This window comes from Streptomyces sp. NPDC060031 (genome assembly GCF_042736805.1).
Lineage (GTDB): Bacteria > Actinomycetota > Actinomycetes > Streptomycetales > Streptomycetaceae > Streptomyces.
The window spans coordinates 37,555-61,202 of the sequence record NZ_JBHWVM010000044.1 but is presented as its reverse complement, the minus strand read 5'-3'; the positions used below and the strand labels follow the sequence as shown (position 1 = coordinate 61,202).

The 23,648-nt window shown below is 75.6% G+C and carries 20 protein-coding genes; 10 read left to right on the top strand and 10 right to left on the bottom strand.

Translation table 11 applies throughout. The features are described 5' to 3' along the window. The 7 genes from ACFWB8_RS20710 to ACFWB8_RS20680 all read left to right on the top strand — a co-directional run. Nucleotides 1-635: nitroreductase family protein (locus ACFWB8_RS20710; RefSeq protein WP_385228792.1), on the top strand; the 635-nt coding region annotated here is incomplete at its 5' end. Nucleotides 636-649: 14 nt separating this feature from the next. Beyond that, nucleotides 650-3,406 (top strand): lantibiotic dehydratase, encoded by a 2,757-nt coding sequence (locus tag ACFWB8_RS20705; protein ID WP_385228789.1) that lies wholly within the window; start codon nucleotides 650-652, stop codon nucleotides 3,404-3,406. Then, entirely contained in the window at nucleotides 3,394-4,485 is a 1,092-nt protein-coding gene (locus tag ACFWB8_RS20700) for a lantibiotic dehydratase C-terminal domain-containing protein (protein WP_385228786.1), read from the top strand. Before ACFWB8_RS20705 ends, ACFWB8_RS20700 begins: the two co-directional genes overlap by 13 nt. After that, nucleotides 4,482-5,591, top strand: coding sequence for a peptidase M50 (locus ACFWB8_RS20695; protein WP_385228782.1), 1,110 nt, complete (start codon nucleotides 4,482-4,484; stop codon nucleotides 5,589-5,591). The genes ACFWB8_RS20700 and ACFWB8_RS20695 overlap by 4 nt, the downstream gene beginning before the upstream one ends. Before the next feature lie 32 nt (nucleotides 5,592-5,623). Continuing rightward, nucleotides 5,624-6,631: an ABC transporter ATP-binding protein gene (locus ACFWB8_RS20690; protein ID WP_385228779.1), complete on the top strand. Its 1,008-nt coding sequence runs from the start codon at nucleotides 5,624-5,626 to the stop codon at nucleotides 6,629-6,631. Further along, nucleotides 6,628-7,383, top strand: coding sequence for an ABC transporter permease (locus tag ACFWB8_RS20685; RefSeq protein ID WP_385228776.1), 756 nt, complete (start codon nucleotides 6,628-6,630; stop codon nucleotides 7,381-7,383). Before ACFWB8_RS20690 ends, ACFWB8_RS20685 begins: the two co-directional genes overlap by 4 nt. Next, the gene (locus ACFWB8_RS20680) at nucleotides 7,380-9,392 is read left to right on the top strand and encodes a TOMM precursor leader peptide-binding protein (RefSeq protein ID WP_385228773.1); all 2,013 of its coding nucleotides are present in this window, start codon (nucleotides 7,380-7,382) and stop codon (nucleotides 9,390-9,392) included. The genes ACFWB8_RS20685 and ACFWB8_RS20680 overlap by 4 nt, the downstream gene beginning before the upstream one ends. 78 nt (nucleotides 9,393-9,470) lie before the next feature. On the opposite strand, the gene ACFWB8_RS20675 is transcribed toward ACFWB8_RS20680, so the two are convergent. Next, entirely contained in the window at nucleotides 9,471-9,644 is a 174-nt protein-coding gene (locus tag ACFWB8_RS20675) for a thiazolylpeptide-type bacteriocin (RefSeq protein WP_007268044.1), read from the bottom strand. A 148-nt stretch (nucleotides 9,645-9,792) separates the two neighbouring features. Here ACFWB8_RS20675 and ACFWB8_RS20670 point away from each other — a divergent pair, with 148 nt between their 5' ends. Further along, a complete protein-coding gene (locus ACFWB8_RS20670; protein ID WP_385228770.1) occupies nucleotides 9,793-11,049 on the top strand; it encodes an amidohydrolase in 1,257 nt (418 codons plus the stop codon). Here the strand turns inward: ACFWB8_RS20670 and ACFWB8_RS20665 are convergent. The 6 genes from ACFWB8_RS20665 to ACFWB8_RS20640 form a co-directional block, all read right to left on the bottom strand. Continuing rightward, nucleotides 11,046-11,675, bottom strand: a complete 630-nt coding sequence (locus ACFWB8_RS20665) for a cytochrome b/b6 domain-containing protein (protein WP_385228767.1) — start codon at nucleotides 11,673-11,675, stop codon at nucleotides 11,046-11,048. The two genes, ACFWB8_RS20670 and ACFWB8_RS20665, sit on opposite strands and share 4 nt — an antisense overlap. Continuing rightward, nucleotides 11,659-12,447: a molybdopterin-dependent oxidoreductase gene (locus ACFWB8_RS20660; protein ID WP_385228764.1), complete on the bottom strand. Its 789-nt coding sequence runs from the start codon at nucleotides 12,445-12,447 to the stop codon at nucleotides 11,659-11,661. Before ACFWB8_RS20660 ends, ACFWB8_RS20665 begins: the two co-directional genes overlap by 17 nt. Before the next feature lie 97 nt (nucleotides 12,448-12,544). Continuing rightward, nucleotides 12,545-13,207, bottom strand: a complete 663-nt coding sequence (locus ACFWB8_RS20655; RefSeq protein WP_385228761.1) for an NADPH-dependent F420 reductase — start codon at nucleotides 13,205-13,207, stop codon at nucleotides 12,545-12,547. A 174-nt stretch (nucleotides 13,208-13,381) separates the two neighbouring features. Continuing rightward, nucleotides 13,382-14,743, bottom strand: a complete 1,362-nt coding sequence (locus ACFWB8_RS20650) for an FAD-dependent oxidoreductase (protein WP_385228758.1) — start codon at nucleotides 14,741-14,743, stop codon at nucleotides 13,382-13,384. 155 nt (nucleotides 14,744-14,898) lie between these two features. Beyond that, nucleotides 14,899-15,195, bottom strand: coding sequence for a hypothetical protein (locus ACFWB8_RS20645; protein ID WP_385228755.1), 297 nt, complete (start codon nucleotides 15,193-15,195; stop codon nucleotides 14,899-14,901). 86 nt (nucleotides 15,196-15,281) lie between these two features. Further along, nucleotides 15,282-16,016, bottom strand: coding sequence for a hypothetical protein (locus ACFWB8_RS20640; protein ID WP_385228752.1), 735 nt, complete (start codon nucleotides 16,014-16,016; stop codon nucleotides 15,282-15,284). An 85-nt stretch (nucleotides 16,017-16,101) separates the two neighbouring features. Between ACFWB8_RS20640 and ACFWB8_RS20635 the strand changes: the two genes are divergently transcribed. Then, complete coding sequence (locus ACFWB8_RS20635; RefSeq protein ID WP_385228749.1) at nucleotides 16,102-16,599, top strand: HAD domain-containing protein; 498 nt, start codon at nucleotides 16,102-16,104, stop codon at nucleotides 16,597-16,599. A 10-nt stretch (nucleotides 16,600-16,609) separates the two neighbouring features. Next, nucleotides 16,610-16,942 carry a hypothetical protein gene (locus ACFWB8_RS20630; protein WP_385228747.1) on the top strand — a complete coding sequence of 111 codons (333 nt, stop codon included), beginning with the start codon at nucleotides 16,610-16,612 and terminating at the stop codon, nucleotides 16,940-16,942. A gap of 3 nt (nucleotides 16,943-16,945) precedes the next feature. Here ACFWB8_RS20630 and ACFWB8_RS20625 read toward each other — a convergent pair whose 3' ends face one another. The 3 genes from ACFWB8_RS20625 to ACFWB8_RS20615 are packed head-to-tail and all read right to left on the bottom strand — an operon-like array spanning nucleotide 16,946 to nucleotide 23,630. Beyond that, nucleotides 16,946-18,814 carry a hypothetical protein gene (locus tag ACFWB8_RS20625; protein WP_385228744.1) on the bottom strand — a complete coding sequence of 623 codons (1,869 nt, stop codon included), beginning with the start codon at nucleotides 18,812-18,814 and terminating at the stop codon, nucleotides 16,946-16,948. Then, nucleotides 18,811-22,470, bottom strand: coding sequence for a DUF5682 family protein (locus ACFWB8_RS20620; RefSeq protein WP_385228741.1), 3,660 nt, complete (start codon nucleotides 22,468-22,470; stop codon nucleotides 18,811-18,813). Before ACFWB8_RS20620 ends, ACFWB8_RS20625 begins: the two co-directional genes overlap by 4 nt. Beyond that, nucleotides 22,467-23,630: an AAA family ATPase gene (locus tag ACFWB8_RS20615; protein WP_385228738.1), complete on the bottom strand. Its 1,164-nt coding sequence runs from the start codon at nucleotides 23,628-23,630 to the stop codon at nucleotides 22,467-22,469. Before ACFWB8_RS20615 ends, ACFWB8_RS20620 begins: the two co-directional genes overlap by 4 nt. Nucleotides 23,631-23,648: the final 18 nt, after the last annotated feature.

The following is a 23,648-nucleotide window of genomic DNA, read 5'->3' as shown; positions in this document are numbered from 1 at the left end:
GCGCCGACCCGGTGGCGCTGCCCGCGCCCGCCGCGGCACCCGTCGGCGTACGGCAGGCCCTGCGGGCGCGGCGCAGCAGCTTCGGCCGCTTCGACGCCACCCGCCCGGTCGCGGCGGAGCAGCTGGCCGCCGCGCTGGCCGACTGCGCGGCCACGGCGCCCGGCAGCGAGGCCGAGCGTCCGGACGGGCCTCGGCTGACCTCCCTGTACGCCTTCGTCAGCCATGTGGAGGGGGTCGCACCCGGTACGTACGCCTACGATCCCGCGGCCCACGCGCTGCGTCTGGTGGTCCCCGGGCCGCCCGGACCGTTTCTGCAGCGCAACTACTTCCTCTCCAACTACAACCTGGAGCAGGCGGCCGCGGTGATCGCGGCGACCGTGCGGACCACCGCGGTCCTGGACGCGGTGGGTGACCGCGGCTACCGGCTGGTGGGCGCCGCCATCGGGGCCGTCGCGCAGACCTTCTACACCACGGCCGCGGCCCACGGACTCGGCGCGGGGGTTGCCCTCGGCTTCGACAACATCAGTTACGTGGAGGAGCTGGGGCTCTCCGGCACCGACGAGGCACCCCTGCTCATCATGCTGCTCGGGCACGAGCGGCCGCGGCCCGCCGACTTCCGGCACGAGATCGCGTGAGGGGGACCGGAGCGATGAACACCACCGACACCGGCTGGCAGTTGGGCGAGCGCTTCATGCTGCGCGTGGCCGGGCTGCCGCTGTCCGCCGTCGAGGCGCTGCGCTGCGCCGACGCCGGGCGCTGGGCCGCCGATGTGCTCGCCGCCGAGGCGGCGCTGAGCGCCGACGCCGGGCGGCTGAGCGAGCTGTTGCACGAGGCCGTCGGCGCGACCGATCCCACCCCGGGCGGGCCGGGTGCGGCGCGCCGCCGTGAACTGCTGCGCCTGCGCCGCCAGATCCACAACAACCGGCTGCCAACCGACGCGGGTGCGGCCGTGGAGGCCCTGGCCGCCGCGAACGACGGGGCGGGCGAGCGGCTGGCCGGGTGGCTGCACCGGCGCCGCCATCTGGAGAAGTTGCTGGCCGAGGGGGAAGGGCTGCTGGCCACCGGCCTGGCGCGCAGCCGGACGGCGCTGTGCGGGCTGCTCGCGGACGACCGGCTGCGGCACGGGCTGCTGCTGGCCTCACCCGTCCTCGAAGGCCAGCTCGACGCGTACGCGGCCGTCGGCGCGGCGGGCGGGGTCCCGAACGGCCGGGTGCGCAAGGTCGAGCGCTCGATCCTGTCGTACGTCTACCGCACCGCCTGCAAGACCAGCCCGTTCAGCACGTTCACCGGGGTGGCGACCGGCCGGTTCGCCTCCGGGGCCGAGGCGGGGGGCATGCGGATCGCGGACGTCTGGAGCAGCCATGTCCGGCTCAATGTCGTGGTGTTGGCGCGGCTGGCCGAGCTGATCCTCGCCGACCCGGTCCGGCGGCGTGACCTGCCGCTGCGGCCGGCCTCGGGCTGGGGCCGCGACGAGGACCGGATCCGGTACGTGCGCCGCTCGGTGACGGCCGGCGACGACACCGCGGCCGTCACCTTCGACGCGGTCAAGGACCGGCTGTTCTTCCTGCGCCGCAGCGGCACCCTGGAACGGCTGCTCGCCCTGTTCTCCGAACGGCCCGAGCTGCGTCACCAGGAGCTGGCCGACTGGCTGGCGGCGGAGCACGGGGCGGCCCCGGCCGACTGCGAGGCGTACATCGGCGCCCTGCTCCAGCTCGGCATGGTGCGGGTGCCGTGCCTGGACACCGAGGTGCACGACGGCGACCCGCTGCGCGCCTTCCAACGGTCCCTGACGGCCCTGCGCAGACCGTGGGCCAACCGGCTCTCCACCCTGCTCGACGCGCCCGCCGGGGCCCTGGAACGCTATCCCGCCGCGGGGCACCGCGAGCGGACGGAGCTGCTGCGGACACTGCGCCGCGGACTGTACCGGGCCCAGGAGGAACTCGGCTGCCGGGAGCCGGTGTTGCCGCAGACCCTGCTGTACGAGGAGGTCAGCGCGGGCCGCGATCTGACCTGCCCGCCGGTCGCCACGGACGCTGGTGCGCTGCGCTCGGTGGAGCGGATCCTGCCGGCCTTCGACCTCACCCTCGCGCAGCGGATCACCTTCGAGGGGTTCTTCACCGCCCGCTACGGGCGCGGCGGCCGCTGCGAGGACCTGCTGGGCCTGGTGCACGACTTCCACGAGGACTTCTTCGACCAGTACCTGTCCTTCAGCGCGCGCCGCACCCCCTTCGACGCACGCGGTGAGTACGTACCCGAGGAGAACTGGCTCGGCCTGCCCGGGATCCGGGCCCTGGACGCGGCGCGCCGCGCGTTCGTCGACCGGATGCGGGCGGCGTGGGAGGAGTACGAGGAGAAGGGCGCGGCCCACGACAGCCCCGAACTGCGCCTCCAGGAGGCGGACCTGGCACCCGTCGAGGCCGAACTGGCTCCGATCGCCGCACGGTTCGCGCCGCGCTGCCACCATCTCCAGCTGGCCGAGGATCCCGGGACGGGGCGCTCGCTGACCGTGCTCAACCGCTCGTACGGCGGACTGTCCTTCCCGTTCAGCCGTTTCACCCATCTGTACGACGGCCCGCCCGCGCTCGCCGACGAACTGCGCGAGAGCGCCGCCCGGGTCACGCCCCGGGGCGCGGTGTTCGCGGAGGTCACCGGCGGCCCGGTCACCACCAACCTCAATCTGCACGGGCGGCTCACCGAGTACGAGATCGTCTGCCCCGGCGAGAGCGGCACCCTGCCCGAGGACCGCAGGCTGCGGCTGGAGGACCTGTACGCCGAGCACGACCCGGAGACCGGGCGGGTGGCCTTGCGTTCGCACCGGCTCGGCCTGGAGGTGATCCCGGTCTACCTCGGCTATCTGGTGCCGCTGGCGCTGCCCGCGATCCCGCGCACCCTGCTGCTGCTCTCCCCCTCCTCGATGTCCCCGCTGGACGTCTGGGCGGGTGTGCCCGAGGGCGCGCCGCGGGCCGGGGTGCGCACGCGCCCGCGCGTCGTGCACGGGGATCTGGTCCTCAGCAGGCGCAGTTGGAGCACGACGGCCGGCGCCCTGCCGGTCCGGACGGCGCCGGACCCGCAGAGCGCCGGGCAGTTCCTGGAGTGGCAGCGGTGGCGCCGCGCGCACGGGCTGCCGGAGCAGGTGTTCGCGACCGTCTCCGCGGGGCCCGCGGCGCTCGGCGCGAAACCGCAGTACGTCGACTTCGCGAGCCCGCTGTCCCTGGCCGCCTTCGAGTCGCTGCTGCGCGACCCCGGCCACCAGGTGGTCCTGCGCGAGATGCTCCCCGGCCCGGGCGGCCCGCACCCCCGGTCGCCGCGGGGCGGGCACGTCGCCGAGTTCGCCGTGGAGACCTTCACCACCACCCGAACGACCCCCACCCCGAGCCCGGAAGGCGGCGACCGATGTCGGACCTGACCCAGACGCGGGGAGGTGAGCGGCGTGGCGCCTGGCAGGCCGTGCACGTCTTCTACGCCGCCAACCCGCAGCCCCTGCTGGTGAACTGCGTGCGCCCGCTGGTCGCCGCCCTGCGCGAGGACGGCCTGCTCGCCGGGCACTTCTTCATCAACTACTGGCTGGAGGGGCCGCACGTGAGGCTGAGGCTTCGCCCCGCGAGCCCGGGCGCCGAGCCCGAGGTGCGGCGCCGTACCGAGGAGGCCGTCTCGGCTTTCCTGCGGTCCCGGCCCGCCCTCTACGAGGTCGACTCCGGATTCCTCAACGAGTTCTACAACACGCTCTTCGACATAGAGTTCCCCGAGGGCGACCGCGCCGCCTTCATGGGGCCGGACGGCCGGATGAATCTGCGGCCCAACAACTCCTTCTCTTACGAGCCTTATGAGCCGGAGTACGGAAAGTACGGCGGCCCGGCGGGAATCGAACTCGCCGAATGGCACTTCGCGCGTTCCAGCGATCTCGTGATGGACGCCCTCGGCCGGATGAACCTCCATCTGCGGACCGTCCTGCTGGGCACCTCGGCGCAGCTGATGATGGTGATGGCGGGCGTATTCCTGCCCGACCGCGAGGAACTCGGCGGATATCTCGACCGCTACTACGAGTTCTGGCACAACGCCTTCCCGGGCACCGGTTTCATCGGCTCGACCGAGTACGACCGTACGTACGCCCAGACCGCGCCGGGTCTTGCCCGGCGGTTCGCCGCGCTGCGGGAGGCTCTCGGTTCCGGCGAGACGGGCCGGCTGCCCGCCTTCCTGGCCGGGTGGGCCGAGCACTGCCGGGAGCTGCGGGAGCGGGCCGAGGCGCTGGCGGTCTCCGGGGAGCTGGTCTTCCGCTCCTGGGACGGCGCCCGGGACGAGCGGGTCACCGATCCGGCCGTGGCGCTGCCGCTGCTGCTCTCCCCGTACATGCACATGACCAACAACCGGCTGCACGTGACCATCCGCGACGAGGCCTACCTGGCCCACCTGCTGGGCCGGGTGCTGCGCGAGGGCGCCGGGGCGAGCGCGGAGACGGGGCCGGGCGCCGGGGCGGTCCGGCCGTGACCGGGCCCACCGGGCTGCTGGAGCACCGGCCCGCGCTGCGTCCCGACGTCCTGCTGTCGCCGCCGCTGCTCGACGGGCCGGCCGTCGTCCACCTGGTCAAGGACCCCGTCTCGGGGGCCTCCTTCGAGATCGGCCCCAAGGAGTACTTCCTCGTCTCCCGCCTGGACGGGGAGAGCACGCTCGCGGAGATCGGCGCCGCCTACGGTCAGGTCTTCGGACGCCGGCTGGGCGAGGGCAACTGGCAGCAGCTGCTCGCCCTGCTCGGCAGCCGCCGCCTCCTGGCGGGCGGGCCGCCGCCGGCCCCGCCGCAGCCCCGCGGCAGCGGCCCCCGCACGGGCACGCTGCTGCGCGGCACGCTCCGTCTGGTGGCCGACGCGGACGCCACGACCGCCCGGCTGCACCGGTTCCTGCGGCCCGTGCTGCGCCCGGCGGTACTGGGGGCGCTGCTCCTGGTCTGCCTGGCGATGGAGGGGCTGCTCGCGGCCTCGGCCGGTGAGCTCGCGGGGGACCTGCGGTGGCTGGCGGCGCGTCCGGTGCCGCTGCTGGCCGTGGCCACGGTGCTGTGGCTCAGTACGGCTCTGCACGAGTTCGCGCACGGCATCGCGGCCCGCCATGTCGGCGGCACGGTCGGGGAGATCGGGCTGCGCTGGCGGCTGCCGGTGGCGATCATGTACTGCACGGTCGACAACTACCGCTATCTGCCCCGCCGTCGTCAGCAGGTGGCCGTCGCCGGTGCGGGGGCCTTCGCCAACCTCCTCTTCCTGCTGCCCTTCGCCGGCTGGTGGACCGCCCTGCCCGCGGGCGATCCCACCGGGCGGGTGCTGGGCGCACTGCTGCTGCTCGGCAGCGCGCAGGCCCTGGTCAACCTCCTGCCGCTGCCGCCGCTGGACGGCTACACGATGCTGGGCCACGTCCTGCGCGTGACCCGGCTGGCGCCCGCCGGCTCGGCGTACCTGCGGCTGCGGATGCGCGACCGGGCAGCGGCCGGGGCGTACCCGCCGCGGGCCCGCCGGATCTACCTCGCGTACGGGATCGGCTCCGCCGGGCTCGTCCTGGTCCTGGGCGGGGCCCTGGTGGCCGCAGCCCTGTACGCCTTCGCTCCCTGAACCTCCCACCCAACCGAGGGAAAGCACCACCCATGACAACTGACAGCGCCCAGCCGCCATTCGAGGCTCCCGACGCGGACGGGGCACCCGCCATCACCGCCCTGGACATCCACAAGCACTACGGCGACCGGCAGGCCGTGGCCGGGGTCTCCCTCGACGTGCGCCGCGGCGAGTTCTTCGGCCTGCTCGGCCCCAACGGCGCCGGCAAGACCACGCTCATCGAGATCATGGAGGGGCTGCGCCGGGCCGATTCCGGGACGGTCCGGGTGCTCGGCCACAGCCCCTGGCCGCGCGACACGGCGCTGCTGCCGAGGATCGGCGTACAGACACAGGCCTCGGCCTTCTTCGTCCGGCAGACCGCGCGCGAGCACCTGGCCACCGTCGCCGGGCTCTACCGCGCCGACCGGGCGGCCGCCGACCGCACGCTGGCCACCGTGGGGCTCACCGAACAGCGGGACGTGCTGGTCGAGAACCTCTCCGGCGGCCAGCGCCAGCGCCTGGCCATCGCCTCGGCACTCGTGCACAGCCCCGAGCTGATCTTCCTGGACGAGCCCACCGCCGCGCTCGACCCGCAGGCCCGCCGCGATCTGTGGGAGGTGCTGCGCACCCTCAAGAGCCAGGGCCGCACCATCGTCTACACCACCCACCACCTCGACGAGGCCGAGGCACTGTGCGACCGGGTGGCCATCCTCGTCGCCGGCCGGGTCGCCGCCCTGGACTCCCCGCACCGGCTCGTCGCCGCCGCCGGCGCCCCGGCCCGGCTGCTGCTGCCGGCCGGGCGGATCGAGCCGGAGCGGGCGGCCGCGCTGCCGGGGGTGGACCGGGCCTCGTTGCAGGGCGGTTCGCTGGTCCTGGAGACCTCCTCGCCGGGCAAGGTCCTCCAGGCCCTCGACTCGCTCACCGGGCTGGACGGGGTGATGACCCGTACGGCGACGCTCGAGGACGTCTACCTGGAGCTGACCGGCCACGCCAAGGCCACCGCCGCCACCGCCACCGCTGAAGCACCCGCCCCCGCACCCACCACGGAGTCCCAGGCATGAGCGCGTACACGGCCCTGACCGCCGCCGGCTACCGGGCGCAGGTCCGGGACAAGGCCACCCTCTTCTTCACCTTCGCCTTCCCGCTCATCTTCCTCGTCGTCTTCGGACTGATCTTCAGCGGGCAGGACGTCGAGGAGACCGGCCGCCCGTACATCTCCTACATCGCTCCCGGCGTGATGTCGTGGGGCGTCGCCAACGCCGCCGTGTTCGGCATCGCGTTCACGCTGATGCAGTGGCGGCGCGACGATCTGCTGCGGCTGATCCGGCTGACGCCGACCCCGCTGACCACGGTGCTGGCCTCGCGGTACGTCCTGGGCCTGGCGATCGGCGTCGTCCAGGCGGCCGTGTTCGTGGCGGTGGCGATGCTGCCCGGGTTCGGGCTGGTGCTGGACGGGCGCTGGCCGCTGGTGCTGCCCGCGCTGGTGCTGGGGACCACCGCGTTCATGGCGATCGGCGTCATCGTCGGGACGTACGCGAACACGCCCGAGGCCGTCGCCGCCATCGCCAACTGCCTGATGGTGCCGATGGCGTTCCTGTCGGGGTCCTTCCTGCCGCTGGACATGATGCCGTCCTGGCTCCAGCAGCTCTCCCGGGGCCTGCCGCTGCGCTACCTCAACGACGCCGCGACCGGCGCCCTCACCGGCTCGGGCTCGCTCGCCGGCATCGGCACCGGGTGCGCGGTCCTGCTCGGCTTCGCCCTGGTGTTCGGCGGGATCGGGCTCAAGACCTTCCGCTGGAGCAACCGGACATGACATCGACCTCCCCGGCCCCGCAGCCGCTCCAGGCCCCGGACGGCACCCCGCTGGAAGCCGCCCGGCGCGAGCTGGCCCGTGCCCTGGCGGGACTCGGTGCCCACGTGGTCAGCCTCGGCGTGCACGACGCGCTCGGGCCGCGCACCGCCGATCCCTTCGCGGCGGTGCGTCCGGCCGCGAGCGTCCACCTCACCGCCCGGGCCGTGCTGATCGGCCCCTGGGGCGGGGACGGCGCCGCGCCCGCCTGCGGCCGGTGCCTGGCGATGCGCTGGCAGCGGCTGCGCAGCCGCAGTGAGCGCGACGCGCTGGAGACCGGCGCCGGTCCGCTCACCGCGGTGGCGGCGGCCCCGCCGGGCCTGACGGCGTACGCGCGCGATGCGGCGTACGCGCTCCACGGCGCGGCCTTCGGGAACCGGGCCGCGGGTCGTAAGGCCACAGGCGATCCGACCGCGGCTCACCCGGCGGCAGCTCACCCGGCCCGCGGCGGCACGGTCACGGCGCCCGGGCCGGGCGCCGCCGACCGGGCCCTGCCCCAGGTCACCCGGCTGGACCTGGAGACCCTCCGGGTACGGACCTACCCCCTCGCGGCCGATCCGCTCTGCCCTGACTGCGGGCCGAACGCAGCGGACGCCCCGGCGCCCTTCACCCCCGCCTCCCGGCCCAAGCCCGACCCCCGCGCGCAGCGGCTGCGCGCGGCCTCCTCGTATCCGGTGCCGCGGGCGGCGCTGGCCAACCCCGTGACCGGGGTGCTCGGCGCCGGCACTTGGATCAACGTCACCTCGCCCACCACGGCGCCCGTGGCGGGCAGTGTCTTCATGCGCGGCTACGCGGGTCTGACGGACGTCACCTGGAGCGGTCAGGCCAACAGCTTCACCGCCAGCCGCGACCTGGCCTTCCTCGAGGGCCTGGAGCGGTACGCGGGCACGCACCGCCGCACCGGCACCTCGCCGCTCACCGCCTCGTACGCCGAGCTGGGTGACCGGGCGCTGGACCCGGCCGAGTGCGGGTTCTACGCGCCGCAGACCTACCGGGACGATCCGCTGGTGTCCCCCTTCGACCCCGAGCGGCCGATCCCGTGGGTGTACGGGCATTCGCTGCGCGACGACCGGCCGGTGCTCGTGCCGGCGCGGCTGGTGCACTACAGCGCCGGCCTGGCGGCGGACAACTTCGTCTTCGAGTGCTCCAACGGCTGCGCGATCGGCAGTTGCGCGGAGGAGGCACTGCTGGGCGCACTGCTGGAGCTGATCGAGCGGGACGCCTTCCTGCTGGCCTGGTACGGCGGACTGCGGCTGCCCGAGATCGATCTGGCCTCGGTGCCGGGCCCGGCGGTCAAGGCGATGGCCGACCGGGCGGCGCTCCAGGGGTACGACGTGCACGCCTTCGACAACCGGATCGACCTCGCGGTGCCGGTCGTGACCGCCCTGGCGGTACGCCGCGACGGCGGGCCGGGGCTGTACTCCTTCGGCGCGGGCGCGGCCCTGGATCCGGCGGCCGCGGTGGAGGCCGCGCTGTCGGAGGTGCTGACCTACATTCCGCACCTGCCGCGCCAGGTGGCCGAGCGCAGGAGCGAACTGGAGGCGATGGCACGGGACTTCGGGCAGGTCAAGCACCTCAAGGACCATGCCCAGCTGTACGGGCTGCCGACGATGGCCCCGTACGTCCGCCCGTACCGGGAGCCGTGCGCCGTGCTGGCGCTGGACGAGGCCCACCGGTCCTGGAGCCGCCCTGCGACCGGGGATCTGCGCGACGATCTCCTGCGCTGCGTGGCGGAGTTGACGGCGGCCGGGCACGATGTGATCGCCGTCGACCAGACCACGCCGGAGCAGCGGCGGATGGGGCTGAGCACGGTCTGCGCGGTGGTGCCGGGGCTGCTGCCGATCGATTTCGGCTGGTCCCGGCAGCGGGCCCCGTACATGCCGCGGCTGCGCAGTGCGCCGCGGCGGGCGGGGCTGAGGGAGACGGACCTGGCGGAATCGGAGATCCGGATGGTGCCGCACCCGTTCCCCTGACGGCCCCGCTCCGGGCGGCCGGATGCCCCGGCTCCCGCTCGCGCGGGGGCCGGGGCATCGGTGTGTGTCAGGTGTGCGTCAGGCGCTGCACGAGGTCGTGCTGGTGGTCGAGGAACAGGTCGAGGTCGAGCTGCAGCTCGTGGAACCGGCGAGCACGACCTCGCTGGCGTCCGAGTAGTCGGAGATCTCGAAGGTCTCGGACTCGAGCTCGAGGATCTCGTCGGCGAGCGAGGCGAGGGGGGACTTCTCCATGGTGACTCCTTCGGTCGGTGCGGTCACTTGGCTCCATCAGACCCGGCGCCGCCGTCAGCGGACCCCCCGTACCTCTGTCATCCCGCTGACGTAAAGTGTCAGCGCCTTGCCGCCCCCGGCCGGGCGCGGGCGGCCGATCATGGGTGCCATGGACGCATCCGCTGCCCTCGCCGACCTTTTGCGCCCGCTGACGACCCTGTACCTGGATCTGCACCGGCATCCGGAGCTGTCGGGCGAGGAGGCCCGTACGGCCGGGCAGTTCGCCGACTGGCTGGCGGCCGCGGGGTACGCGACCGGGCGCGGGATCGGCGGGCACGGCGTCGCCGGGGTGCTGCGCAGCGGCGACGGTCCGACGGTGCTGCTGCGCGCCGAACTCGACGCCCTGCCGGTACGGGAGACCACGGGCCTGCCGTACGCGAGCCAGGGCACGGCGGCGCACGCCTGCGGGCACGACCTTCACCTGGCGGCGGCGGCCGGGGCCGCGTCGCTGCTGGCCCGCTCGCCGGACACGTGGCGGGGCACGCTCGTCGTCGTGGGGCAGCCCGCGGAGGAGACCCTGGAGGGTGCGCGGGCGATGCTGGCCGACGGGTTGTACGAGCGCGTCGGGCGGCCGGACGCGGTACTGGCCCAGCACGCGGCCCCGCTGCCCGCGGGCATGGTGGCGCACGGCTACGGGCCGATGACCGCCGGGAGCGTGACCTATCGGGTCGTCGTGCACGGCCGGGGCGGTCACGCGGGCGCCCCGCAGCTCACCGTGGACCCGGTGGTGACGGCGGCCCATGTGGTGACCCGGCTCCAGACGGTGGTGGCCCGGGAGGCGGCGCCCTCGGAGCAGGTCGCCGTCACCGTCGGCGCGTTCCACGCGGGCGACCGGGCGAACATCGTGCCGGAGCGGGCCGAGCTGGACATCACCGTACGGGCGGCGGGCGACGCGGCGCTCGCCCGAGCGGCGGCCGCCGTGGAGCGGATCGTACGGGCGGAGTGCGCGGCCTCGGGCTGTCCGCGGGAGCCGGAGGTCGTCCGGGTCTGCGAGTCCCCCGTGACCCATCCCGACCCGGCGACGACCGGGGCCGTACGGGAGGCGCACGTACGGGAGTTCGGCGCGGAGCGGGTGGCGATGTGGCCGCCGTCCCTCGCGACGGAGGACTTCGCGCTGTTCGGCGACGCGGGCCGGGCCCTGCACGGGGCGCAGGGGATACGGCTGGCGTACTGGATGCTGGGCGTGATCGGCCCCGGCGCCTGGGCCGCCGCCCCGGGCCGGGCGGCCGCGCAGAAGCTCGCCGCGCTGCCCGCGAACCACGCCCCGGACTTCGCCCCCGACGCGCGGACGGCCCTCCCGGCGGGGGTGCGGGCGCTGACGGCGGCGGCCCTGACCTGCCTGGGGCGGCCGGGGGACGCCCTCTAGGTTTCGTGGCGGCCGGGCCGCCACAGCGGGTGCTCGCGCGCTGCCCAGGCGCCGTCCACTGAGCCGGTGCGCATGCCGCGGCGGGCCTCCGGGTCGCCCAGTGCCTTCGTGACGTGCCCGGCGAGTACGACGGCGAGCGCCAGGGCCAGCCAGTCGTGGACGAAGGTGGCGCCGGTGCGCCAGAACAGCGGGGCCAGGCCGGTGAACCACATCAGCAGGCCGGTGCCCAGCATCACGAGGGCCGCCCCGGCCGCCCAGCCCGCGTAGAGCTTCTGTCCGGCGTTGAACTTGCCGGCGGGCCGGCCGTCCGTCCGGCGGCCCGGGCGCAGCGCGGACCGCAGCCAGGTCCGGTCGTGCGGGCCGAAGCGGTTCAGCCGCCGCAGGTCGGCGCGGAAGGCGCGGGAGACGAGCCCCGCCAGGGCGGGCGCGGGCAGCAGCAGTCCGGACCATTCGTGCAGCGTGACCACGAGGCGGCGGCGTCCGACGAGTTCGGCGAGCGGGGGCAGGTAGAGGCAGGCGGCGCTCGCCAGGCAGAGTCCCATGAGGGCGGCCGTGGTCCGGTGGACCCGGCGCTCGGCGGGGCTGAAGCGGCGGACCCGGCCGGGGTGTTCAGACGGTCGGGGCATCGTCGCGTCCGTTCGACTTGCCGACCCAGGCATCGACGTCGTAGCCGAAGTCCTCCCAGTAGCCGGTCTGGACCTCGCGGGTGAGGGTGATGCCGGAGAGCCACTTCGCGGACTTGTAGAAGTACATGGGGGCCACGTACAGGCGGGCCGGGCCGCCGTGGGCGTGGCTCAGCGGCTCGCCCTGCATGTCCAGGGCCACCATGACGTCGTCGCGGCGGGCCTGCGGGAGGGTGAGGCTCTCGCTGTAGGTGCCGTCGAAGCAGGTGAAGCGGATGGCGCGGGCCTCGGGGCGCACCCCGGCGGCGTCGAGGAGCCGGGTGAGGGACACGCCCTCGAAGGGGGTGCCCGGGACCCGCCAGCCGGTGACGCACTGCACGTCGCGTACGACGCGGGTCTGCGGCAGGCGGCGCAGTGCGTCGAGGGTGTACGTGGCCGGGCGCTCGACCAGGCCGTCAACGGTGAGCCGGTAGTTCTCCGGGCCGCGCTCGGGGACGGACGCGGCGACGGAGTAGTAGCGGAACCCGCCGCCGCCCGGCAGCAGTCCGGTCAGGCCTGTGGGGTCCTTGCCGGCCGCCGCACCGAGTACGGCGTCGACTCCGCGCTCCAGGTAGGGGGCGGCCGCCAGCCCGGCCGCTCCCAGACCGACCATGCCGAGGACCAGGCGTCGGCCGAGGGGGGCGCCGCGGCCGTCGGAGCCTGCGGGGTCTTCGCGGTCCGCGGGGTCTTCGAAGCCCGCCTGGTCTTCCGGGGCCGCTCGGTGTTCTGTGCTCACGGGGTGATTCGAGCACCCGGCGGGTCCGCTGGCCAGGGGCCGCGGGCGTTCGTCAGACTTCCGTCACATCCGCCCCGGCCCCGGCCGCCGCGCCGGGTCAGCCGCGGAAGTCCGCCGGGCGTTCCGGGGAGGCCTCTGCGAGCGCCTTGGTGACGGCGTCCGTGCCCGCCTGGAGGCCGTAGACGGGGGTGCCGGGCTGCTGGCGCCAGGACTCGTCGAGGCCGCCGGCGTCCACGGTGTCGAAGCCGAGTTCCTCGATGAGGGCGCGGACGGTCTTCTTCGCCGCCTCGTCGTCGCCGGCGACCGGGAGCGCCGTCCGGTCGGGGTCGCCCGCCTCGCGGGGGCGGTCGAGGATGTCCTGGGCGTAGGTGCCGTTGAAGGCCTTGACGACGGGGTGGCCGAGGTTCCGCTCGGTCCAGCGGCTCTCGGTGAGGCCCTCGTCCTCGATGCCGGGGATACGGCCGTCGCGCTGGCGCGGGTAGTAGTTCCCGGTGTCGATGACGGCGAAGCCGGGCGCCGCCCCGTCGAAGAGGCCGGCGGGCAGGGCCGGCACGTTCTTCAGGGGGATGGTGACCACGACGACCTCCGCGCCGCGGGCCGCCTCGGCGACGGTGACCGCGGTGGCTCCGGTCTCCGCAGCGAGGGCGGTCAGGGTTTCGGGGCCGCGCGAGTTGGCCACGGACACGTCGTGTCCGAGCGCGGTGAGGCGGCGGGTGAGGTTGCCGCCGATGTTGCCTGCGCCGATGATGCCGATCTTCATGAGCTCTCCCGGGTGCGTGCAGGTCGGTCAGGGTCCGCGAGTACCCGAACCTCCGCCGGGCGCCGGGCATTCCGCCCCCGGGCGGCGAATCTCCCGTACCGCCCGAGCGGGCTCGCCTGCCGATCCGCCGATCCCGTGGGGCCCGCACCCGGCGGGCCCCACGGGAGCGTGCGATCAGGCCCCGCTGGCCTTGAGCATGTCCTCGCGCTCGACGAGCTTCACGCGCTCGCGGCCCTGGGGCTCGCCGAGGGCCTTCTCGGCCGCGTCGAGCCGGTGCCAGCCCTCCCACGTGGTGTAGCGGACGCTGCGCTCGGCGAGGTAGGCCTCGACGGCCTCCGGCTCGGGCGCGGCCGGGGTCGTCAGGCGGCCGGCCGCGTGGTCGTCCAGGAGGTTCGCGACCGTCTCGTTCGCGTCGCCCTTGGTGTGGCCGATCAGGCCGATGGGGCCGCGCCGGATCCAGCCGGTGACGTACGTCGACCGCAGGTGCGCGCCGGCTTCGATCACGCGGCCGCCCTCGTCCGGGACCGTGCCGGTCAGGGCGTCCCAGGGCAGCTTGGGCAGTTCGTCCGAGAGGTAGCCGACGGCCCGGTAGACGGACTGGACGTCCCAGTCCGTGAAGCGGCCGGTGCCCTTGACGTTGCCGGTGCCGTCGAGCTCGGTGCGCTCGGTGCGCAGGCCGACGACCTTGCCGTCCTCGCCGAGCACCTCGGTGGGCGACTCGAAGAAGTGCAGGAAGAGCTTGTGGGGGCGGTCGCCGATGTCGCGGATCGCCCAGTTCTCCAGGGTCTTGGCCACCATGTCCGCCTGCTTGTTGGAGCGGCGGGTGGTGATGGAGCCCTCGTCGTAGTCGATGTCCTCGGGGTTGACGATGACCTCGATGTTCGGCGAGTGGTCGAGCTCGCGCAGTTCCATCGGGCTGAACTTGGCCTGCGCGGGACCGCGGCGGCCGAAGACGTGGACCTCGAGCGCCTTGTTGGCCCGGAGGCCCTCGTACACGTTCGGCGGGATCTCGGTGGGCAGCAGTTCGTCGGCCGTCTTCGCGAGGATGCGGGCGACGTCGAGGGCGACGTTGCCGACGCCGAGGACGGCGACCTTCTCGGCGGCCAGCGGCCAGGTGCGCGGCACGTCGGGGTGGCCGTCGTACCAGGAGACGAAGTCGGCGGCGCCGTGGGAGCCGTCGAGGTCGACGCCGGGGATGATCAGCTCGCGGTCGGCGGTCGCGCCGGTGGAGAAGATCACGGCGTCGTAGAAGGCGTGCAGCTCGTCGAGGCTGATGTCGTTCGGGTAGTCGACATTGCCGAAGAGGCGGACCTGCGGCTTGTCGAGCACCTGGTGGAGGGCGGTGATGATGCCCTTGATCCGCGGGTGGTCGGGGGCGACGCCGTAGCGGATCAGGCCGAAGGGGGCGGGCATCCGCTCGAACAGGTCGATGGACACACCCGGCTCGGTGGCCGCCTCGGACTTCAGCAGGGCGTCGGCGGCGTAGATGCCGGCGGGGCCGGCACCGACGATTGCTACCCGCAGGGGGCGAGGCATGGCTGGGTTCCCTTCGAACGACGAAAGACTCGATCAAAGGAACCCTAAACTGAGGCTAGCCTAACCCGGCACCCGGTCCCCGGTTATGACCCCATAAGCAGATCTTATGACCTTCCAAAGCATGCCTAGGGGCCTGCCCGCCCCGCCTGCCCGCCTCAGGGACGGTGGTTGCGGCGGGCGGTGAGCTGGCCCTGCACGAACGCGTCGGTGTCCGGGGAGTACGGCCCGCCGTGGTCGAACAGCAGATCCGTGATCCGCTGCCATTCCGCCACCGCCGCGAGCGTGACGTCATCGGCGCCGTCGAGAGCACCGGCGGCCGCCTCCGCGGCCTCGAGCGCGGCTTCCACCTGGTGGTGGGTCAGGCCGGTGGCCTGCTCCCGCACCCGGTCGCGGGCCGCGCGCTCCTCGGCGGAGGGCACGTGCGGCTCGGTCGCGGTGTCGTGCGTCGTCATGGGGTTCCTGCCTCTCGGTCGTCCTGCCCTGCGTCCGTCTGTCCTTGTGCCCCGGTCGGGGAAGTTGATGGCCGTGCCCGCGGACCTCACCAAGCCTCGGTCAGGGCCACGGAGTACGTCTTGAGCCCGCGGTCGTAGACGCGGACGGTGACGGTTCCGTTGTCGCCGTAGACCTCGCGGCGCCACGCCGCGAAGACCTTCGCCACCCGGCGGGCGTTCTCGGCCTCCCCCTTGCCGACGGCCCGTGTGCGGAAGAACACCACCGCCTCCCCGGCCCCCCGCGCCTTGCGGACCCGGGCCTGCCGGACGGCGTTCTCGGGCATGAAGGAGTCCTCGCCGGTGCGCTGCTTCGCGTAGTACGCGTTGAAGTCCCGGGTCATGTCGAACCACCCCCGCGCACCACACGGACCGGCGCCGTTGGTGATGTCCCCGTCGGCGGGCGGGTCCGGGATGCCGTCCTCCTCGCCCGTCGGCGGGCCCGGAGTGCCGGTTTCCTCGTCCGTCGGCGGGCCGGGGGTGCCGGTGTCCTCGTCCGTGGGCGGGCCCGGAGTGCCGGTGACCTCGTCCGTCGGCGGCCCCGCGTAAGCGCCGGTCTCCTGGTCCGTCGGAGGTCCGGCGTTCCCGCCCGTCTGCTCGTCGGGCGCCGCGTCCGGCGGCGCGGCCGTCGCCGCGCCGACGCCGCAGGTCTCCTTGCCCGGGCTCGCCACGGGGGCCGGCCCCGCCGCCTGGCCCGCCCGCGTGCTCCCGCAGGCCGCGAGCGCGGCGCACAGGAGCCCCGCCAGTGCCGTTCGCCCGATCAGGGCAACAGCGGTGGTCGTCATGGTCGTCCCCCTCGTCCATCTCCCCCTTGGAGAGGTGTTCGACCCGCTCTCGGTTCCCTGCGCAACGGACCGGTACCGTGCCGCCGTGACCGGTTCCGCGCAACAGCTCCCCTTCCTCTTCCTCGATGTCGACGGCCCGCTGATCCCCTTCGGCGCAGAGGGGTACCCGACGTACGGGTCCCCGGGCGCCCACGCCCATCCCCTGCTCACCCGGGTCGATCCCGCGCTCGGGCCCCGGCTGGCGGCGCTGCCGTGCGAGCTGGTGTGGGCCACGACGTGGATGCGGGACGCGAACGATTCCCTCGCGCCGCTGCTCGGGCTGCCGCACCTGCCCGTGGTGGACTGGCCCGAGCCCTCCGCCGAGGACGCGGCGGGCGGGACGCACTGGAAGACCCGTACCCTCGTGGCCTGGGCGGCGGGCCGGGCCTTCGCCTGGGTCGACGACGAGATCACCGGCGCGGACCGCGCCTGGGTGTCCGCCCACCACCCCGGCCCCGCCCTCCTCCACCGCGTCGACCCCCGACTGGGCCTGCGGGAAACGGACTTCGCCGCTCTCGAGGCGTGGCTGCACGGGGGCTGGTAGCGTCCGGCCGATGGACGCTCGCCCGTGGGAGATGTACACCCGGTCGCCCCTGCGCGCCGGCTTCGCCCACCCGGTGGGTCAGACGGTGGTCGAGGCAGAACTCCGGGCCGCCGGCCTGCACGTGGAGTGGCTGCATCTCAGCGGCAGGGCCGGTCTGAGCCTGAGCGCCGTTCCCTCCGGCCAACGGGCCCTCGTCCGGAAGCTGTTGCTGGAGGGGCTGCTGCAACAGGCCTGCCAGTGGCTGACCCTCAGCGCCCATGACCCCGACTCGGGCTGGGCCACCACCAGCCGCGACTGGCGTGCCGCCCTGCGCGACGGCGAGGTCACCATCACGCAGTGGTAGCCCTCAACCGCCCCCGGTCTCGCCTCTCCAGGAGGCCGCGACCAGCATGCGCTCCGCCGCGGCGAGGTGCGTGGCCGCCGCGAGCCAGGCCCACGCGTAGCCGTCGGCGGAGGGGTCGGCCAGACGGCCGAAGGCATCGCGCGGGCGGCGCGCGGCCTCGGCGGCGAGGGCGGTGGCCAGTTCCGCGGCCGAGCCGAAGCCGGCCCGGCGCAGCGGGGTCTGGTCGAAGCCCTCGGCGACCGCGCGGCGGCCGCCCGCGACCCCGGTCTCCAGGACCCGGCGGACCCGCCACAGCGGGGAGTCCGCGAGGGGGTCCGGTCCGGCGGCGTCGCGGGGGTCGGGCGCGGGGCGCTGGGGCGGGAAGTGGCTGCCCTGGAGCCGGTCGTAGCCGAGGTCGGCGCGGCCGAGCCATTCCTCGGGGAACCGCAGCGTGTACTCGGCCCCCGGTACGGGACCGACCGCGAGCGGGCGCAGGGTGGCGGCGCGGTCCAGGTCGGGGCGGCCCAGGACGCGCAGCGCGAGACCGGGATGGGCGGCGAGCCGGCGCAGGTTGGCCGCGTGCGGCAGCTCGGGGTGGGGGTGTGCGGGCCGCAGCCGGAGCAGGGGGGCGCCGGGGCGCGGTTCGCGGACCAGCAGGTCCTGCCCGGCCGCTGCGACGATCACGGCGTCGCAGCCGAGGAGCGCGGAGCCGGCCTGTTCGGCGGCGGAGTCGGATCCGGCCGCGGCGGCGGCCTCCAGTTGCCCGGCCACGGCCTGCGCCGCCGGGCGGGCGAAGAGCGCGGCGGCCGGCTCCTCGGTCCAGGGGATGCCGCGGAGCGGGGTCGCCTGGACCCCGCGTCCGGCGCCGAGCCGGCCGTCCGGGGAGACCGTGGCTCCCGCGATGCGCAGGCCCCCGCGGGCGAGCCCGGCGTGGTCGAGGACGGCGCCGCCGAGCGCGACCGAGGCGGAGCCGGCGCCGCGGGCGCGGGCCAGGCCGCCGGGGCGGACGTCGGCCACGGAGTAGCGGGAGCCGTCGGCCCCGAGCAGGTGGGTGACCACTCCCCCGTAGCCGGTCGCGGAGAGCACCGGCTCGCGGCACAGGCCGTACGCCCGCAGGCTGCCGCCCGGCTCGTACGGGCGGCGGGCGCTGCCCGTCAGTGCCGGATCGGCCGCGCCGGAGGCGAGCAGAGCGGCGGTGTGCAGCAGGTCCCGGAACGCGGCGGTGAGATCGGGGAGCCGCTGGGCGGCACTGCGCTCCCGGGCGGCCCGCAGGCCCCGTACGACCCGCAGGGCGGCGGCCTCGGCGCGCGGCAGCCCGGCGAGGCGCGCCGTGTGCGCGGCGCGCAGCAACTCGGCCTGTACGACGGCGCCCGCGGCCGTGACCCCGGCGGAGAGGGCCTGCGCGGCGGCCTCCCACACCGCGGCCGCGGCGGCGGTCCGAGCGGGGTCGACGGCAGCGCCGGCCGGGTCGTGCGCGGCGGCTTCGGCGACCCCGACCGAGGCCGGAACCGGGTCCGAGGCCGGAACCGGGTCCGAGGCCGGAACCGGGTCCGAGGCCGAGCCCGTGGCCGGCTGCGGCTGCGGCTCCGGATCCGCCGCGTCCGCCAGTGGGGCCGCGCCGAGCACGGCCGCCCGGTGGAGACATCGGGGCGCCAACAGGCAGCTGCACAGGGCCTGTTCGGCTTCGGTGACGGCGCCCCCGGGGCCTGGGCTCAGCGTGACGACAGCGTCCTCGCCGAACCGGACCGTGACCTGTCCGTCGGCCGTCCGGGTGGCGGCCGCGGCGCAGCCCTCGATGGCGGCGTCGAGCTTCTTGCGCAGCCGGGCGGTGAGGTTCTCGACGGCCTCGGCGAGCACGTCGGGGGCGACGGGGGGCAGTGTATTGCTGGTCAACGGGGTTCTCCACGGAGGCGGTCGCCCACCCAGCGGGCGAGGGCGAGCGGGCTGAGGGCGGCCACCGGCATGCCGGCGGCGACGAGTTGCTGCGCGACCGGGACCGAGTACCGGGGTGCGCCCGCGTCGTCGAGCGCGGCGCATCCCAGTAGTTGGGCTCCGGAGGCGGCCAGCGCTCGTACCTCGCCCAGGAGTCCGCCGATCGGTGCGCCCTCCTCGAAGTCACTGACCACGACGACGAGGGTGCGGCTGGGCACGGTGATCAGGGTGCGGGCGTGCGCGAGGCCCGCGGCGATGTGGGTGCCACCGCCGACCCGTACCTCCAGCAGCAGCGAGAGCGGGTCGTCGACCCGGTCGGTGAGGTCGACGACCTGGGTGGAGAAGGCGAGGAAGTGGGTGGACAGGGTCGGGACCCCGCCGAGGACGGCGGCCGTGAGGGCCGACCAGATGACGGAGGCCTCCATCGAGCCGGACACGTCGACCACGAGGACGAGCCTCCAGTCCGCCTCGCGGCTCGCCCGGGTGCTGAAGACGGGCCGCTCCGGGACGACGACCACGCTGCCGTCGTCGCGGCGGCGGGTGTGGGCGAGGTTGGCCCGCAGGGTTCGGGCCAGGTCGAGCCGGCCGCCCGGGCGGCGGGTGGGGCGTGGGGTGGCGAGCCCGGACAGGGCCGGGCGCAGGCGGGTGGCGAGCTCCTTGGCGAGCTCGTCGACCAGCCGTTTCACCAGGGGGCGCAGCCGGGCGAGGCGGGCTTCGGGCATGCCTCCGGCGAGCGAGAGAACCGAGCTCAGGAGTTCCACGGAGGGGCGTACGGAGGCCGGGTCGAGCTCGCCGATCACGTCGGTGCGGCCCGCCTCGGCGGCGCGGGCGAGCACCTCTTCCCGTACGTCGGTGCCGAAGAGGGCCGCCAGTTCCTCGGACCACTCCCGGGCGGTCGGGAACGAAGCCTCCCGGCCCCCGCCCTGGCCGGTGTCGAGATCGCCGGCGCCTTCGCCCCGGCCGGCGCCGTACAGCTCGTCGAGCGCGTGGGCGTAGCGGCGGGCGCCGGGCGGGAGCAGGTCCTGCCGGCGGCCGAGCAGCAGGCGCCAGCGGTCGGCCGGGGCGATCCGGCGGGCCGTGCCGTCCGTCGCGGTCGGCGGCGGGGCGGCGGCCGGGGCCTCGCGGGGCGTCGCCGTCTCCCCGGCGGGCAGCGGCAGGGCCTTGAGGGCGGCGAGCCCGGCCGCGTCCGCGGCTGCCCAGAGGGCGAGCAGGTCCGGCGGCGCGTCGAGCACGAGGTCGACGCGGTCGCCGAGGCGCTCGGCCACGGTGTCCAGCAGCCGGTCCCGGGCGGCGGGCGCGAGGGCGTCGAAACCGCCGCGCAGCGCGGGCAGCCGGTCGAGGAACTCCTGGTCGGGGAGGTGCTCGACGCGCTCCAGCAGCGGGTCGAGGATGGCCGGGGCGGCCTGGAGCAGCGGTCCGGCGGCGGTGAGCAGTCCGCGGAGCCGGCGGGCGAGGGCGCGCCGGGTGTCGGGGGCGGCCGCGCCGTCGATCCAGCCGGCGGCGCGGCCACCGAGCTCGGCGGCGGGATCCAGGTCCAGCAGGACCCGTACGGCCGCGGCGGCGCCCTGCATCAACGGCGCGGCCGTGCCGGCCAGTTCGCGCAGTGCGTCGTCCATGCGCAGGCCGGGCTGCCCGGTGGCGGCGAGGGCCACGAGGGCGGCCGCGTCGGCGGGGTCGTCGCTTCCGGCGAGGCCGGGCAGGGAGCGTACGGCGGCGTCGGTCAGCTCGTCGGTGAGCGCGCGGGCGGCGGCGCGGGACGCGGGCGAGGTCCCGGGCAGGCGGCCCCGGTGCAGGGCCTCCAACAGGTCCAGCGCGTCCAGCAGTTCGGGCAGGGTGGCGGTCCGCGGCAGGGCGGTGGCCGCCTCGTGGAGCCGCACGTCGACCAGCTCGGGCAGATCGCACCGCGCGGCCGCGGCCAGCCCGCCCAGGACCTGCGCCGGGGTGGGCCCGCCGTCGGCGGCGGCGCGGCGCGCGGTTTCGCGCAGTATCCCGGCGGCGGCCTGGGCGGCGGTGACGCCGCGCACTCCGGCGAGGTCCAGGCGGGCGGGGACGGCCGGGGTCCAGGACAGCCGCCACTTGGTCCCGAGGGCGGAGCCGTCGCCGGTGGCGGCGACGGTGAGCGGCTCCCCGTACGCGGCGCCGCAGACCAGCAGCCGCTGGAGCATGACCTCCCGGCGTCCGTCGAGCGCGGAGCGCAGCGGGTCGAGGCGGACCTCGCGCGGGGCCGGGTCCTCGGGGCGCGGGAGTCTGAGCTCCGCCAGCTCGGCCTCGACGCGGGGGCCGAGGCCGGAGCGGGGGGCGCGGGGGCTGATCCGGCCCCGGCCGGTGCCGATCAGTACGGCCTCCAGCGCGCGGGCCAGCGCCCGGCCCCGGCCGAGGGGTTCGCCCTGGCCGAGGACGGAGGTGACGGCTTCGAGCAGTTCCCCGCGCCCGGGCGCGGGGAGCCCGCGCAGCGCGGCCAGGTCCCCGGCGACGCGCAACGTCTCGGCGGCCTCGCCGGTGCCGGCGGTGTGCCCGGCGCGGCGCAGTTCGCGGCAGATGCCGGTGACGGCGACGGAGGCCGCGCGGCGTACGCGCTCCGGTTCGCCGGCGGCTTCCAGGACGGCCTGCTGCCACAGGGGGTCCCGGATGCCGGCGGGGTAGCCGGAGCGGGAGTCGAGCAGTTCGAAGGAGTACGGCACCAGCGAGGTGACCGCGGCGGTGCCGGGCTCATCGCCGGCCCCGAGCTCCACCCGCTGGAGGGCCGGTGCAGGGAGGGCGCCGCCGACCGCGGCGACCCGGTGCCCGGCAGCCGCCACGTGCTCGTCTGCGGGCCGGGGGTCCACCGCTTGGAGGGCCGGTGCGTGGAAGGCACCGACGACCGCCGCGACCCGGTGTCCGGCGGCCACGGCGGCGCCGATGACCCGGCGCATGCGGGCCTCGCGGGCCAGGTCGCTCGCGGCCACCTCGGCGTCCGCCCGCAGCCCCCACCCGACTCCCAGCGCCGCCCGCCGCACGGCCTCGGGGGCGCAGCCCGGCGCCAGCACCTCGACCATCCGGTCCCACAGGGCATCCCCCTCGCGCCCGCTGCCGGCGCCGCTGAGCGCGTCAGCGAATCCCACCGGACCCCTCGCCGTGGCGGCGCCGGCGCCCCGACCGGAGCCCGGGCCCGTGCGGGCGCCCGGAACCGACTCCCGGGCCGCGGGCAGAGCCGGGTCCGGCTCCGGGGAGACGGCCGACCAGCCCGGGTCGGCCAGCGGGAGGTCGCAGCACAGGACCGTGGCGCCGTGCGCGCGGGCCCAGCGGACGGCGGCCAGTTCCGGCGAGAAGTCCGCGAACGGGTAGAACGCCAGACGGCCGTCCCGCCCGGTCCCGGCCAGAGCCACCGGCGCCGCGGTCTCGGGGTCCGCCAGGTGCTCCAGCCACGGCTGGAAGTCGGCCGGCAGCTCGACGCACACCACGTCCGCGCCGGAGGCGTCCAACAGCGCGGGAACCACCGCCGCCAGCGCCGGGCTGTGATGGCGTACGCCCAGCAGGTAGGGCTCGCGGCAGGCGGCGAGCGCGTCCACCGCCCCGGCCGGGCCGCGTTCTCGCGCCGCGGGCGCGCCCGGGCCCCCGGCCCGCGCGGGACGCGTCACCGCAGGCTCCCGCGGAGGTCCCACAGGCGGCGCCACATCGGGGAGCCGTCCTGCGCGCGGCGGCGGACCGGGCCGTCCCAGTAGCCCAGCAGGCGGGCGTGGTCGGCCGGGTCGTCCTTGCGGACCACGCCGAGCAGGTGGCCCGGGAGCAGGTCCAGGACGTCCCCGCCCGGCAGGTACGCGGCGGACACCCCCAGCGAGGCCGCCACCTGCACGGCCTCCGCGGTCGACATGACCGTGCCGGGTCGTTCGACGTCCCACCCCTCTGCGCTGCGCCCGGAGCGGAGGTCCCGGAAGACGGTGACGAGCGCGTCGAGCACGGCGTCGTCGACGCCGAAGGCGGCCCCGGCCCGCTGGACGGCGGCGACCGCCTGGCGGCGGATCAGGTCGGCCTCCGCGTCCGCGTCGGCGATCGGGGCGACCGTCTCGAAGTTGAAGCGGCGCTTGAGCGCGGCGGACATCTCCGAGACGCCCCGGTCCCGCAGGTTGGCGGTGGCGATGACCGTGAAACCGGGGGCCGCGCAAACCATCGCGTCCTCGGTGGCGGTGAGTTCGGGCACGCTGACCCGCCGGTCGGACAGGATCGACACGAGCGCGTCCTGTACCTCGGGCAGGCAGCGGGTGATCTCCTCGACGCGCACCACCCGGCCCGTCCGCATCGCCGACAGCACCGGGGAGTCCACCAGCGCCTGGGAGGTGGGCCCTTGGGCGAGCAGCAGCGCGTAGTTCCAGCCGTAGCGGAAGGCGTCCTCCGTGGTTCCGGCGGTGCCCTGCACGGTCAGCGCGCTGGTCCCGCAGACGGCGGCCGCGAGCAGTTCGGAGAGCATGGACTTGGCGGTGCCGGGCTCGCCGGTGAGCAGCAGGCCGCGCTCTCCGGCGAGGGTGACCACGCAGCGCTCGACCAGCGCGCGTTCGCCGACGAACTTGGGGGCGACGGCCAGCTTGCCCGGCAGGCCGGCGCGCCGCTTCGGGAGGGCGAGTTCGACGCCGTCGCTGCCGCAGACGAAGGTGACGACGGCGCGCGGGGTCAGGGCCCAGCCGGGCGGCCGCGGCCCGGTGTCCTGGGCGGCGAGGAAGGCCAGTTCGGCGGCGTACCGCTCCTCGGCGGGCAGTACCTGCCGCCCGGTCGGGGTGGTGGTGTCGACTTCTGTCACGGTCATGATTCGGGATTCCTCGGG

Bases quoted from the DNA above. Each gene is read 5' to 3' on its own strand.
- ACFWB8_RS20675 (WP_007268044.1), bottom strand. From the start codon at position 9,644: ATGGAGAAGTCCCCCCTCGCCTCGCTCGCCGACGAGATCCTCGAGCTC.
- ACFWB8_RS20665 (WP_385228767.1), bottom strand. From the start codon at position 11,675: ATGCCCCGACCGTCTGAACACCCCGGCCGGGTCCGCCGCTTCAGCCCC.
- ACFWB8_RS20700 (WP_385228786.1), top strand. From the start codon at position 3,394: ATGTCGGACCTGACCCAGACGCGGGGAGGTGAGCGGCGTGGCGCCTGG.
- ACFWB8_RS20685 (WP_385228776.1), top strand. From the start codon at position 6,628: ATGAGCGCGTACACGGCCCTGACCGCCGCCGGCTACCGGGCGCAGGTC.
- ACFWB8_RS20655 (WP_385228761.1), bottom strand. From the start codon at position 13,207: ATGAAGATCGGCATCATCGGCGCAGGCAACATCGGCGGCAACCTCACC.
- ACFWB8_RS20670 (WP_385228770.1), top strand. From the start codon at position 9,793: ATGGACGCATCCGCTGCCCTCGCCGACCTTTTGCGCCCGCTGACGACC.
- ACFWB8_RS20645 (WP_385228755.1), bottom strand. From the start codon at position 15,195: ATGACGACGCACGACACCGCGACCGAGCCGCACGTGCCCTCCGCCGAG.
- ACFWB8_RS20630 (WP_385228747.1), top strand. From the start codon at position 16,610: ATGGACGCTCGCCCGTGGGAGATGTACACCCGGTCGCCCCTGCGCGCC.
- ACFWB8_RS20690 (WP_385228779.1), top strand. From the start codon at position 5,624: ATGACAACTGACAGCGCCCAGCCGCCATTCGAGGCTCCCGACGCGGAC.
- ACFWB8_RS20640 (WP_385228752.1), bottom strand. From the start codon at position 16,016: ATGACGACCACCGCTGTTGCCCTGATCGGGCGAACGGCACTGGCGGGG.
- ACFWB8_RS20680 (WP_385228773.1), top strand. From the start codon at position 7,380: ATGACATCGACCTCCCCGGCCCCGCAGCCGCTCCAGGCCCCGGACGGC.
- ACFWB8_RS20650 (WP_385228758.1), bottom strand. From the start codon at position 14,743: ATGCCTCGCCCCCTGCGGGTAGCAATCGTCGGTGCCGGCCCCGCCGGC.
- ACFWB8_RS20615 (WP_385228738.1), bottom strand. From the start codon at position 23,630: ATGACCGTGACAGAAGTCGACACCACCACCCCGACCGGGCGGCAGGTA.
- ACFWB8_RS20705 (WP_385228789.1), top strand. From the start codon at position 650: ATGAACACCACCGACACCGGCTGGCAGTTGGGCGAGCGCTTCATGCTG.